Origin of the sequence: Massilia soli (assembly GCF_016809835.1) — a bacterium.
Classification (GTDB): domain Bacteria; phylum Pseudomonadota; class Gammaproteobacteria; order Burkholderiales; family Burkholderiaceae_D; genus Telluria_A; species Telluria_A soli.
The window spans coordinates 508380-520906 of record NZ_JAFBIL020000004.1; the positions used below are offsets into that span (position 1 = coordinate 508380).

9 protein-coding genes are annotated in these 12527 nt (G+C 62.3%); 3 read left to right on the plus strand and 6 right to left on the minus strand.

Features of this window, described 5'->3' with window-relative positions:
* Positions 1–82 precede the first annotated feature (82 nt).
* The 4 genes from I4X03_RS12535 to I4X03_RS12550 all read right to left on the minus strand — a co-directional run bounded on the left by I4X03_RS12535 (position 83) and on the right by I4X03_RS12550 (position 6896).
* Positions 83–1762 (minus strand): long-chain fatty acid--CoA ligase, encoded by a 1680-nt coding sequence (locus tag I4X03_RS12535; protein ID WP_223468555.1) that lies wholly within the window; start codon positions 1760–1762, stop codon positions 83–85.
* A gap of 77 nt (positions 1763–1839) precedes the next feature.
* Positions 1840–3537: a long-chain fatty acid--CoA ligase gene (locus I4X03_RS12540; protein WP_223468556.1), complete on the minus strand. Its 1698-nt coding sequence runs from the start codon at positions 3535–3537 to the stop codon at positions 1840–1842.
* Between the two features lie 198 nt (positions 3538–3735).
* Positions 3736–4794 (minus strand): aminopeptidase, encoded by a 1059-nt coding sequence (locus tag I4X03_RS12545; RefSeq protein WP_223468557.1) that lies wholly within the window; start codon positions 4792–4794, stop codon positions 3736–3738.
* Between the two features lie 17 nt (positions 4795–4811).
* The gene (locus I4X03_RS12550; protein ID WP_223468558.1) at positions 4812–6896 is read right to left on the minus strand and encodes a molybdopterin-containing oxidoreductase family protein; all 2085 of its coding nucleotides are present in this window, start codon (positions 6894–6896) and stop codon (positions 4812–4814) included.
* Positions 6897–7037: 141 nt separating this feature from the next.
* Here I4X03_RS12550 and I4X03_RS12555 point away from each other — a divergent pair, with 141 nt between their 5' ends.
* Positions 7038–8231, plus strand: coding sequence for a M20 aminoacylase family protein (locus tag I4X03_RS12555; protein WP_223468559.1), 1194 nt, complete (start codon positions 7038–7040; stop codon positions 8229–8231).
* Here I4X03_RS12555 and I4X03_RS12560 read toward each other — a convergent pair.
* A complete protein-coding gene (locus I4X03_RS12560) occupies positions 8228–9130 on the minus strand; it encodes an NAD(P)-dependent oxidoreductase (protein WP_223468560.1) in 903 nt (300 codons plus the stop codon). The genes I4X03_RS12555 and I4X03_RS12560 overlap by 4 nt on opposite strands.
* 100 nt (positions 9131–9230) lie before the next feature.
* On the opposite strand from I4X03_RS12560, the gene I4X03_RS12565 reads away from it, so the two are divergent.
* Positions 9231–9821, plus strand: a complete 591-nt coding sequence (locus I4X03_RS12565) for an acyloxyacyl hydrolase (RefSeq protein ID WP_223468561.1) — start codon at positions 9231–9233, stop codon at positions 9819–9821.
* 219 nt (positions 9822–10040) lie between these two features.
* Complete coding sequence (locus tag I4X03_RS12570) at positions 10041–11174, plus strand: M20/M25/M40 family metallo-hydrolase (protein ID WP_223468562.1); 1134 nt, start codon at positions 10041–10043, stop codon at positions 11172–11174.
* A gap of 5 nt (positions 11175–11179) precedes the next feature.
* Here the strand turns inward: I4X03_RS12570 and I4X03_RS12575 are convergent, their stop codons facing one another.
* On the minus strand, positions 11180–12292 hold the full coding sequence (locus I4X03_RS12575) for a sensor histidine kinase (protein ID WP_223468563.1): 1113 nt from the start codon (positions 12290–12292) through the stop codon (positions 11180–11182).
* Positions 12293–12527 lie beyond the last annotated feature (235 nt).

The following is a 12527-nucleotide window of genomic DNA, read 5'->3' on the forward strand; positions in this document are numbered from 1 at the left end:
ATTCGTATGGGCCCCTGCCTGCGCAGGGGCGACGTTGGCCTGCATTGCCGATTTCCTTGTGGCTGTAGCTTCTAAAACGACACTAGCTGGCTTTGCTGTCGCGCAGCTCGCGGCGCAGGATCTTGCCGACGTTCGTCTTCGGCAGCTCGGTGCGGAACTCGATGTACTTTGGCTTCTTGTACCCGGTTAGCTGCTCCTTGCAGTAGTCCTTGATCTGCTCGGCGGTCAGGTTCGGGTCCTTGCGGACCACGAACAGCTTCACTGCCTCGCCCGACGAGGCGTCTGGCACGCCGATGCAGGCCACTTCCAGCACGCCTGGGTGGCCCGCCACGACTTCTTCGACTTCATTCGGATACACGTTAAAGCCCGACACCAAAATCATGTCCTTCTTGCGGTCGACGATGCGCGTGTATCCGCGTTCGTCCATGATGCCGACGTCGCCGGTCTTGAAGAAGCCGTCGGCGGTCATCGCCCTGGCGGTTTCGTCGTCGCGCTTCCAGTAGCCGGCCATCACCTGCGGGCCGCGCACCGCGATTTCACCCGCGGTGCCAAGCGGTACCGGGTTGCCGTCGTCGTCGAGGATGACGATTTCCGTGTTTGGATACGGCAGGCCGATGGTGCCGGTGAATTCCTTGATGTCGCAGCGGTTGGCGGTCACCACCGGCGAGGTCTCCGACAGGCCGTAGCCTTCGACGATCGCGGTGCCGGTCAGCGCCAGCCATTTGTCGGCGACCGGGCGCTGCACGGCCATGCCGCCGCCGTTGCAGACCTTGTAGCTCGAGAAGTCGAGCTTGGCGAATTCGGCGTTGTTCAGCAGCGCGTTGTACAAGGTGTTCACGGCCGGGAAGATGTTGATCTTGTACTTGCCCAGTTCCTTTACAAAACCCGGAATGTCGCGCGGGTTCGGGATCAGCACATTCATGCCGCCCAGCCGCATGCCCATCAGCGCGCAGACAGTCAGCGAATAGATGTGATACAGCGGCAGCGCGCATGCAAACTGCGGTTCGGTCCCCTCGGGCAGGGTCTTCAGGGACGGTGCTAGCCAGGCTTCGTTCTGCAGCACGTTCGCGATGACGTTGCGGTGCAGGAGCACGGCGCCTTTCGATACGCCGGTGGTGCCGCCGGTGTACTGCAGGAAGGCGATATCGTCATGGCCCAGCGTGGCGGCCTTGAACGGCAGGCGCGAGCCTTCCGACAGCACCTTGTTGAAGCCCACGCCGGTCGGCAGCGAAAACGCCGGCACCAGCTTCTTGACCTTGCGGACCACGAAGTTGACGATGGCGCCTTTCAGGCCGCCGAGCAGGTCGCCCATGGTCGCGACGACCACGTGCTTGACGCTGGTTTTCTCGAGCACCTGTTCGACCGTGTGCGCGAAGTTCTCCAGCACGATGATGGCTTCGGCGCCGGAGTCGATCAGCTGGTGCTGCAGTTCGCGCGCGGTGTACAGCGGGTTGACGTTGACGACGGTGTAGCCGGCGCGCAGCGCGGCGGCCAGCGCCACCGGATACTGCAGCACGTTAGGCATCATGATGGCCACGCGCGCGCCCTGCTTCATGCCGCGCGATTGCAGCCACGCGCCCATCTGCTGCGACATCTGGTCAAGCTCGCGGAAGGTGATGGCCTTGTCCATGCAGACGTAGGCCTTGCGGTCCGCGTACTTGCGGAACGACTCTTCCAGCAGGTGAGACAGCGACCGGTACTGCGTGATGTCGATTTCCGCCGGCACGCCCGGTTCATACTGACTTAGCCAAAACTTGTCCATCTCTGATGCCTCTGTAATTTGTTGATTCATAAATGAAAAGACCGCCCGCATGCGGGCGGTCCAATCGGTCCACCGTGTTATGCCGCCTGCTTTTCCGTCTTCTTCTGCTCGTCGCGAAGTACGCGGCGCAGGATTTTACCAACGTTTGTCTTCGGCAGTTCGTCGCGGAACTCGATGTACTTCGGTTTCTTGTAGCCGGTGAGCTGTTCCTTGCAGTAGCCCATCAGCTGGGCCGAGGTCAGGTTCGGGTCCTTGCGCACCACGAAGGCCTTGACCGCTTCGCCCGAGTGTTCGTCCTCGACGCCGATCACGGCGCATTCGAGCACGCCCGGATGCATCGCGATCACGCCTTCGAGTTCGTTCGGATAGACGTTAAAGCCCGACACCAGGATCATGTCCTTCTTGCGGTCGACGATCTTGACGTAGCCGTTCGCGTCCATCACGCCGACGTCGCCCGATTTGAAGTAGCCGTCGGGCGTCATGACCTTGGCGGTTTCGTCCGGACGGTTCCAGTAGCCTGCCATGACCTGCGGGCCGCGGATCGCGATCTCGCCCGGTTCGCCCAGCGGCACCGGCTGGCCGTTATCGTCGATGATGGCGATGTCGGTCGATGGCACCGGCAGGCCGATGGTACCGGTGAATTCGGTCATGTCGGCGCGGTTGCAGGTCGCCACAGGCGAGGTTTCGGACAAGCCGTAGCCTTCGATGATCGAGGTGCCGGTGGCTTTCTTCCACTTGTCGTTGACGGCCTGCTGCACCGCCATGCCGCCGCCGTTGGACAGCTTGAGCGCGCTGAAATCGATCTTCTCGAACTCGGGATGGTTCAGCAGCGCGTTGTACAGCGTGTTCACCGCCGGCAGCATGTTGAACTTGTACTTCTGCAGTTCCTTGATGAAGCCGCCGATGTCGCGCGGATTCGGGATCAGGATGTTGAGCGCGCCGACGCGGGTGCCCCACATCGCGCAGGCCGTCAGCGCGAAGATATGGTACAGCGGCAGCGCGCAGACGATGGTCATCTGCTCGATGACCGGCGGCTTCTCCAGCGCCGGCTTGGCCCACACTTCGGTCTGCAAAATGTTGGCGATGATGTTGCGGTGCGTGAGCGTGGCGCCTTTCGATACGCCGGTGGTGCCGCCGGTATACTGAAGGAAGGCGACATCGGCGCTGGTGGCTTCGACCGGGCTGAAGGTCATGCGTTCGCCCTGCGACAGCGCGTCCTTGAACTTGACGGCGTTCGGCAGCGCGAACTCAGGGACCATCTTCTTGACATTGCGGACCACGAAGTTGACCAGCATGCCTTTGGCGCCGCCGAGCATTTCGCCCATGCTGGCCACGACGATGTGCTTGACCGGGGTCTTGGTGAGCACCTGCTGCAGCACGTTGGCGAAGTTCTCGAGCACGATGATCGCCTCGCTGCCGGAGTCGGACAGCTGGTGTTCCAGTTCGCGCGGGGTGTACAGCGGGTTGACGTTGACGACGGTGTAGCCGGCGCGCAAGATCGCGGTGATCGCGATCGGGTACTGCAGCACGTTTGGCATCATCACGGCGACGCGGGCGCCCTTCTTCAGGCCGCGGCTTTGCAGCCAGGCGGCCATCTTCTTCGACTGGGCGTCCAGTTCCGAATAAGTGAGGAACTTGTCCATGCAGACGTAGGCATTGCGGTCACCGAACTTCTGAAACGATTCCTCGAACATCTGGACCAGCGACCGGTACTGATCCGGGTCAATCTCGGCGGGAACGCCAGGGGGGTATGACTTCAACCAAAATTTATCCATGTCTGCCTCGTCTCATCTTTATCGTTATTGGAACTGGCGCAACGGCCAGTTGAAGATGCGTCTGGCCTGATCGTGCAGGCGCATGACTACTCCCATTGTGATGCTATCGGTCAGCGAGGCCTTACGCAAGCGCTTTTGCTGGTATTTGAGCAATGACTCTACCTGCTGGGGATTGATGCGGCGCAGCAGAGTGCGATGTCATGCAGGCGGGGTAAGCGCCTTCAGGCGGCGATGGCGTTCGGCCTTGTCGAGCCTGGCAAGTTCGCGGGCGGCTGCGTAAAAGCCGTTGAAGGTCTTCTCGCGCGCCATCAGGGCGCGGAAGGCAGGCACGAAGTCGGTATAGGTGGCAATCGAGGCCAGGTGGGCGTTGGAGAGCGGCTCGGCGAAAAAGCGGTCATATCCGGCAAAGCCGCCCCATGATTGCTTGAGCAGCACGTAGTCGTCCTTCAGTTGGACGAACAGGCGCGCCTTGGTGGCGCGCTTGGCGCTCGCTGGCGCCTTCGATGCATAGTTTATTTCAAGGGCGCGGCGGTATTCGAGCAGCAGTTTGACGAAGTCCTTTTTGCGCGCCGCGAATTTGGCGTAGTTCTCACGCATCTTGTCGTTGCCGAAGCCGTTCAGCCAGCGCTCGACGCCGGCCTCTTCGACCGCGCTGGCGAACGACTCGTTGAACTGCGAATCGCCCTGTACGTAGAGGACCTGGTGCGACAGCTCATGGAAGATCAGCCGCGCCAGTTCGGCGTCGGGATAGTGTATGAACGTCGAGATCAGCGGGTCGTTGAACCAGCCCAGCGTGGAGTAGGCCGGAACGCCGCCGACCTGGACGTCGTGGCCGCCGGCGCGCAGCTCCTGGGCGTAGGCCTGGGCCTCGTCCTTGCTGTAGTAGCCGCGGTAGTTGACACAGCCGGCCACCGGGAAGCACCACTGCAAGGGCTTGAGCGACAGCTCTGGCGTGGCGACGATGTTCCACAGGACGTAGGGCCGCGACAGCCTGGCATAGTTCTTGTAGCTGCCGTTGTCGGGCAGGCCAAGTTCCTTGACGGCGAAGCTGCGGATCTGGCGCGCCGTGGCGAGCCGCACGCGCAGCCTGGAGTCGGTACCGTTATCGGCCAGCCAGTCTTCGATCGGGCGCGCGTCGGACAACAGCTGCACCTGTCCGCGCGCGGCCTGCGCGTAGTAGTTCAGGCTCGAGCAGCTGGCCAGCAGGCCCGCTGCGATGCCCGCAAGCGCGATGTGCCTGAGGGTCCGGGTATTCATGTCGGCAGTTCCTGTCCTTATGCGGCGTGTTTCTGAACCTCGACCAGCGTGTCGTAGAAGGTTGGCGCGCGGCCCATGTCGGTCAGGCGCTGGCTGGTAACTTCGTTGGCATTCTTGCCGTCGGTGACCAGCTTCTTCCACCAAACCGACAGGCCGACCACCAGGCCCTGTCGCGCCTTGTCGGTGACCCGGGCGCGCGCGACAAAAGTCCCGCGGTCGTTGAAGATGCGCGCCATGTCGCCATGCGCGATGCCGCGCGCGGCGGCGTCATGCGGGTGGATGTCGAGGTGCGGCTCGCCTTCGGCCGAGCGCAGGCTCTTGACGTTCACGAAGGTCGAGTTGAGGAAGTTGCGCGCCGGCGGCGAGATCATCGCCAGCGGGTACTTCGCGGCCAGCTGCGGGTTCGAGGCGATCGATTCGTACGGCGCGATGTAGGCTGGCAGCGGATCGAGCCCATCGGCCAGCATGGTGTCCGAGTAGAACTCGCATTTGCCCGACGGCGTAGGGAAGCCGCCTTCGGCAAACGGCGCGGCCGGCATGTTGAGCTTCTGCCAGCCGGTGCGCTTGAGCGACTCCCAGTCGAAGTGCACCGCGCGCGGGTGGGTCTTGTCGAAGGCTTGCGCGGCCAGTTCATCGTCGGTCTCGCGGAAGATCGGGGCGTTGAACCCCATGCGCGCGGCCAGCAGGCGGAACACTTCCGTGTTGGCTTTCGCTTCGCCCATCGGCGCAATCGCCGCGTTATTGGCCATCATGTACAAGTGGCCGTACGAGGTGTGCGTGTCGACGTGTTCGAGCTGGGTAGTGGCCGGCAGCAGGATGTCGGCGTAGTCGGCGGTGTCGGTCTGGAAGTGCTCCATCACGACCGTGAACAGGTCTTCGCGTTCGAAGCCGCGCATCACCTTGCCGGAGTCCGGCGCAATCGCGACCGGGTTGGCGTTGTAGACGATGACCGCTTCGACCTTCGGGCCGAACTCCGGCGAGCTGTCCTTTAGCAGGTCGTCGCCGATGGTGGTCATGTTGATGGTGCGCGCGCGGCGTCCGTTCAGCAGGTCGGGGCGCTGCAACTTAGGCTTGTTGGTCGGGAAGGTGCCCGACGACGACAGCTGGATGCCGCCGGCCGGGTGGCGCCAGGCGCCCACCAGCGCCGGCAGGCAGGCGATCGCGCGTACCGCCATGCCGCCGCCGCGCACGCGCTGCACGCCGTAGTTGACGCGGATCGCGGCGGCGCCGCCGCTGCTTGCCGCGGCCGCGCCGTACTCGCGCGCCAGGTTCACCACTTCGCCGGCCGAGATGCCGCAGGTAGTCGCGGTGCGCTCCGGCGTCCATTCGGCGGCGCGGTCCTTGAGCTGCGCGAAGCCGAGCGTGTGCCGGGCGATGTAATCATGGTCGAGCAGGTCGTCGCGGATCAGCACGTGCATCATGCCCAGCGCGAGCGCCGAATCGGTGCCCGGCAGCAGCGCGATGTGCTGGTGGCACTTCTCGGCGGTCAGCGAGCGGTACGGGTCGATCGCGATCAGCCTGGCGCCGCGGCGCTTGGCTTCTTGCGCCCGGGTCCAGAAATGCAGGTTCGAGGCGATCGGGTTGCCGCCCCAGATGATGATCAGCCTGGCATCCTGGAACTGCTCCATGTCGGTGCCGATCGAGCCGCCGATGGTGTACTTGTAGCCGGTCGCGCCGGCGCTGGCGCAGATGGTGCGGTCGAGCAGCGACGCGCCGAGCTGGTGGAAAAAGCGCAGCGACATCGATTCGCCCTGGACCAGGCCCATCGTGCCGCAGTAGCTGTACGGCAGGATCGCTTGCGGGTCGCGCGCGGCAATGTCTTTCAGGCGCGCGCTGATGGTGTCGAGCGCCTCGTCCCAGCTAATGCGTGCGAACTTGCCCTCGCCCTTTTTGCCGACCCGTTTCATCGGGTGCAGCAGGCGTTCTTCATGGTAAGTACGCTCGGCGTATCGTGCGACCTTGGTGCACAGCACGCCAGCGGTGGTCGGGTGGTCCGGGTCGCCCTTGACCTCGGTCGCAACGCCGTCCTCGACCGTAATGAGCAACGCGCAGGTGTCGGGGCAGTCGTGTGGGCAAGTTGCCCGGACCTGGGTGGTCGTCATGGGGAAGTTCCGAATAGTCGTGCTTGAAACCGTTACTGTAAACGATTCCGGGCTGGTCGTTACAGTGATGTGCAGCACTGGCCTACAGTGGATGAGAAGGCTACAATGGCTTCATTAGCATTCCAGCATTGCGGAGAAATCATGAAACTCGTTGAACCAATCATCGCATTTCAACATGAGCTGCAAGAGATACGGCGGGACCTGCATGCTCACCCGGAACTATGCTACGAAGAACAGCGCACCGCCGACATCGTTGCCGCGCGCCTGACCGAATGGGGCATCCCCATCGTGCGCGGGCTCGGCATCACCGGGGTCGTCGGCATCATCAAGAATGGCTCGTCCGATCGCGCCATTGGCTTGCGCGCCGATATGGACGCGTTGCCCATGCAAGAAGTCAACAGCTTCGCGCACGCGTCGCGCCACGCGGGCAAGATGCACGCCTGCGGCCATGACGGCCACACGGCGATGCTGCTCGGTGCCGCACACCACCTGGCGACGCACCGCCATTTCGACGGCACCGTGTACCTGATTTTCCAGCCGGCCGAAGAAGGCGGCGGCGGCGCAAAACGCATGATGGACGACGGCCTGTTCACGCAATTCCCGATGGACGCCGTGTACGGCATGCACAACTGGCCAGGCATCGAGGCGGGCAGCTTCGGCGTGGTTGCCGGGCCGATGATGGCGTCGAGTAACGAGTTCCGCGTCGTGGTCAAGGGCAAGGGAGCGCATGCCGCCCAGCCGCATCGCGGCGTCGATCCGGTGATGGTCGCGGTGCAGATCGCGCAGGCATGGCAAACCATTATTTCTCGCGAGAAGAATCCGCTCGATACCGCCGTGCTGTCGATCACGCAGATCCATGCGGGCAGCGCGACCAATGTGATTCCGGATGAGGCAGTGCTGATCGGCACCGTGCGCACCTTCACCACCGAGGTGCTCGACCTGATCCAGCGCCGCATGCAAGAAATTGCCGATGGCGTCGCAACAGGCTTCAATGCGAGCGTCGATTTCGGCTTCAAGCGCAACTACCCGCCACTGGTGAACCATGCGAAGGAGACGGCGTTCGCGGTCGAGGCGATGAAGGCGGTTGCCGGCGCGGACCGTGTCAACACCGACGTCGAGCCGACCATGGGTGCGGAAGACTTTGCGTTCATGCTGCAGGAAAAGCCAGGCTGCTACGTATTTATCGGCAACGGCGAAGGCGACCACCGCATGGGCGGACATGGCCTCGGGCCGTGCCAGTTGCACAACGCGAGTTACGACTTCAACGACAACCTGCTGCCGGTCGGCGCCAGCTACTGGGTGCGCCTCGCCGAGATGAGCCTGCCCCTGCGTTAAGCTGGCGGCAGCTGGTCGGGGCCGGCGCCAAGACGCTGGCCCGGGTTGCGTTTTTCCAAAGCGAGCAGCGCCGCGGCGTGGTCGGCGCGCGGCAACTCCGCCGCGATCGACTGATAGTGCTCGGTCACCAGGGCGGTGAGCGGCAGCACGACACCGGCGTCGTTGGCGGCCGCGAGCACATTGCGCAAGTCCTTGAGCTGGGTTTTTACCTGTCCGCCTGGAACGAAATTGCGCTCAAGCATGCGCTGACCGTGCACCTCGAGAATGCGGCTCTCCGCAAAGCCGCCGCGAATGGCTGCGCGCACCGCAGCCGGGTCGGCGCCAGCCGCCTGTGCCAGCAATAACGCTTCGGCCACAATGTTGAGCGTTCCGCCGACGATCAGCTGGTTGCACAGCTTGGCGACCTGGCCGCTGCCGGCCGGCCCCACCAGCGTCGGACGGCCCATTGCCAACAGGACCGGTTCGGCAAACGCGTAATCATGCATATTGCCCCCCGCCATGATCGCCAGGGTGCCCGCCTCCGCGCCCCCCACGCCGCCGGATACCGGGGCGTCGAGAAAACGGAAACCCAGCGCGTCGAGTTTGCTGCTGAAGGACTGCGCTTCATCTTGCCGGGTCGAACTCATATCGATCCATAAGGTGCCCGGCCGGAGCGCAGGCAGCGCGTCCTCAATCACCTGGTCGACGATGGCGCCCGATTCGAGCATCGAAATGACGATGTCCGCGCCGTGCACGGCGCTCGCCAGGTCAGGCTCGGGGTGCGCTCCCTGGCTGGCTAATGCGGCCGCTTTGTCGAACGTGCGGTTCCAGGCGCAGAGGGTGAAGCCGTTGGCGAGCAAACGCGCGGCCATCGGGGCACCCATCAGCCCGATGCCTAAAAAGGCAATTTTCAGCGTCATCAAGTTGGTCCTTTCGATGTACTAATGTAACTATTTTAACAATTACGAAGCTGGCAACAAGGATTCGGGATCATCGGTAGAATACCCGCTCGTGTGCTGCATGAGTCAGCGCACCCAACGAGTGGAAGCAACTATGGTACATGCAAAATTAATCAAACTGTCGATGGCGGCATTGCTCGCCGCCGCCGTCTCGGCGCCCGCGCTGGCGGCGGACTTCAATTTCAATACCGCATCGCTGGAATACGGGACCACCGCGAAGGCACGCATGGTGCGCTTCGGCGTGCAGTCGCCATGGGACAAGAAGTGGTTTGTCTCGAACGGCACGCACCTCTCGGGTTACTGGGATTTGTCGCTGGCGCAATGGCGTGGCACGGCCTACCGCGGTATTCCTGGAGACAACCAGCACATCACCAATATCGGCTTTACGCCGGTATTCCGCTTCCAGGCGGATGATCAACGCGGCTGGTACGCCGAGGGCGGCATCGGCCTGAACCTGTTGTCCAAGCGTTACGACAACGATGACAACCAGCTGTCGACGCACTTCCAGTTCGGCGATCACATCGGCGCCGGCTATGTGCTTGCGAATGGTTGGGATGTGGGGATGAAAATCCAGCACTTCTCCAACGGTGGATACAAGAAGCCGAATGACGGTGTCAACTTCCTGCTGCTGAAAGCGGCGCGGGCGTTCTGAGCCAGTTGCACCCATCGCCTGGCGATTGATATCGATCAATTGTCACGCTGTGCATTGCTGACGTATCAACGTCAGTTGTGGCTTCCCCACTGGTAACATTTCCTTGCCTCACTAACTCAGGAGATGCCCATGAAGCCGCTAATCGTGTTGACCTGCCTGATGTTTGCCGCTTCCGCGGCGTCCGCCTCGACCAGCTGGATCACTGCCGGTGACGCCGCCGTGGCCAAGATCCGCAAACTGCAACCTGGCGCAAAGATTCGCGGCACCCGCGAAGCGGGCATGGCGGGCACCGAGAAGTTGCACCTGCTGGAGCTGAAGACCCGCGACATCGAAAAGCTCAGCGGCCTGCTGCACCGGGAGCTACGCCACTGCGGCGGCTTCATGTACCACGCAAACGAAGCCGCCGCGCGCCGCGCCCTGGCACTGGCCGACGCGACGCCGCCCGCATCGCTGACACGGCCCGGCTACGGCATTGCCAACCAGGCGATCGTCGTACCCTTGCTTCAGCAAATGCAGGAAGGGTCGATTCGCGAAACAATTTCCGGCCTGACCAATTTCGCCAATCGCTACTACACGTCCGCGCCAGGAATTGCCGCCTCTCACTGGCTGAAGGAAAAATGGATTGCGCTGTCCAATGGACGCGCGCATATTTCTGTCGCGCAGTTTTCCCATGTCGGATATCAGCAGCGCTCCGTCATCGCGACCATAGAAGGAAGCGACAAGGCGGGCGAGATCATCGTCGTCGGCGCGCACCTGGATTCGATCAACCTGTTCGGAACCAAGGACAGCACCAGGGCGCCGGGCGCGGACGACGATGCTTCCGGCGTGGCGGGCCTCACCGAGGTGTTGCGCGTGCTTGCAGCGGGCGGATACACGCCGCGGCGGACCATCAAGCTGATCGCCTACGCTGCCGAGGAAGTGGGACTGCGCGGATCGCAGGAAATCGCGCAGGAATATAAGAAGAACGGCAGCAACGTCGTCGGTGTCATGCAGCTCGACATGACCAACTTCAAGGGGTCAGAGAACGACATCTATATTTTTACGGACTTTACGAGCGAGCCGCAAAACCAGTTTTTGGCGAGGCTGGTAAAGGCGTATTTGCCGTCCTTGACCATCGGCTACGACAAGTGCGGCTATGCCTGCTCAGACCATGCCGCGTGGCACGCCCAGGGGTACGCGACGTCGATGCCCTTCGAGTCCGAGATTCGCAAGGACAACCCGCATATTCATACGGTCAACGATACCTTCGCCAACAGCGGAAACCAGGCGCTTCACGCACTGAAGTTCGCCAGGCTGGCGGCGGCTTACGCGCTTGAACTGGGAAGCGAGGCGGACAACGCGGCTGGACGCTGAGGTCGTCAGGCCAGTCGCTCAGCGGCCGGCAGGGTTACCGTGAAGACACTTCCCTGCCCCTCGCCGGCACTGTATCCGGTCACCGTGCCGTCATGAAGCTCCACAAGTTTCTGCACCAGGGCGAGGCCGAGACCGAGGCCGCTGCCGTTGCGGTCGCTCGTCCGGTTCACCTGCGTGAACAAGCCAAATAACTCCGCCATCCGTTCCGCATGGATGCCAACGCCGGTGTCGCTCACGGCGATCACGACCGAGCCCGGTGTGCGCGACATATCAATCTCGATACGGCCGCCGGCCGGCGTGTACCGAACCGCGTTGCCGAAAATATTGCTTACCACTTGGACCAATCGCGTGCGGTCGCCAGAAACAGTACAGTCCGTTTCGGCCATGCGAAGCGTGAGCGTGTGCCCTTTCTCCGTGGCGAGAGCGTGAAGTTGTTCTACCGCGTCTTCGATCACGGAACGCATGTCGACAGGCTGCCGTGTCAACACAATCAATCCGCGCGACACGCGCGAAATGTCGATCAGGTCTTCCACCAGGCGGCTCATGTGTGCAATCTGGCGGCCGATCAACTTACCCATTTGTACGGTACGATTTGCATCGAGTACCTGCGTTTCCAGGAGGGTAGCGGCCATTCCAGCCGCCGACAGCGGATTACGCAGCTCGTGGGCAAGGATGGCCAGGAACTCGTCCTTGCGGATATCAGCATCGCGCAAGGCCTGACGCGCAAGGTAGATTTCGGTGACATCGCGCGACACCGCCATCAGTTGATGGATCTTGCCATCCGCGCTGCGCACTGGAGAGACGATCACATCCCACCACCGGGGCGCACCTTTGGCGGTCGGAGAAAATGCGGCAAACTGGGTCCGCTCTCCGCGGATGGCGGCGGCGATGGCATCCGAGACGATCGCTTGGGACTCCTCGGGCCACAGCGCAAGCCAGGGTCCACCGCAGATATCGTTGGCACTCTCGAGTTCAAGCACGTCCACTGCACCGGGATTGATCTGGACAATGCGGCCGTTCAGGTCGACCATCTTGATGCAATCAAGACTGCTCTCAAAGAGCTGAGCATTGATTTCACCAGAGGGCAAAAAATAGGTCGCGCATTGAGATTCGAGCATGTTGGAGGAGTGGGCAGAGAGGCAAATGGCCAAGTCAAGAATTTTGACTCAGGCGACATATCGGCAGGAATTATCGCACGGGGCCGATGTCGCACGTGTGGCTAACGCGCATCTGTTCCAAAATACGCTATCCGCATTACGATATTCGCTTTTCTCGGGACGAAAAAAAACCCCCGTTTGCACTTAGCGCGAACTTGTGCGCGCTAAGGCTTACGGGGGTTTTTCTCTTATAACT

What these genes read in the sequence shown, in the direction of transcription:
- I4X03_RS12575 (WP_223468563.1), bottom strand. Translation starts at nt 12,292, where the DNA reads ATGCTCGAATCTCAATGCGCGACCTATTTTTTGCCCTCTGGTGAAATC.
- I4X03_RS12550 (WP_223468558.1), bottom strand. Translation starts at nt 6,896, where the DNA reads ATGACGACCACCCAGGTCCGGGCAACTTGCCCACACGACTGCCCCGAC.
- I4X03_RS12545 (WP_223468557.1), bottom strand. Translation starts at nt 4,794, where the DNA reads ATGAATACCCGGACCCTCAGGCACATCGCGCTTGCGGGCATCGCAGCG.
- I4X03_RS12565 (WP_223468561.1), top strand. Translation starts at nt 9,231, where the DNA reads ATGAGTCAGCGCACCCAACGAGTGGAAGCAACTATGGTACATGCAAAA.
- I4X03_RS12535 (WP_223468555.1), bottom strand. Translation starts at nt 1,762, where the DNA reads ATGGACAAGTTTTGGCTAAGTCAGTATGAACCGGGCGTGCCGGCGGAA.
- I4X03_RS12560 (WP_223468560.1), bottom strand. Translation starts at nt 9,130, where the DNA reads ATGACGCTGAAAATTGCCTTTTTAGGCATCGGGCTGATGGGTGCCCCG.
- I4X03_RS12555 (WP_223468559.1), top strand. Translation starts at nt 7,038, where the DNA reads ATGAAACTCGTTGAACCAATCATCGCATTTCAACATGAGCTGCAAGAG.
- I4X03_RS12540 (WP_223468556.1), bottom strand. Translation starts at nt 3,537, where the DNA reads ATGGATAAATTTTGGTTGAAGTCATACCCCCCTGGCGTTCCCGCCGAG.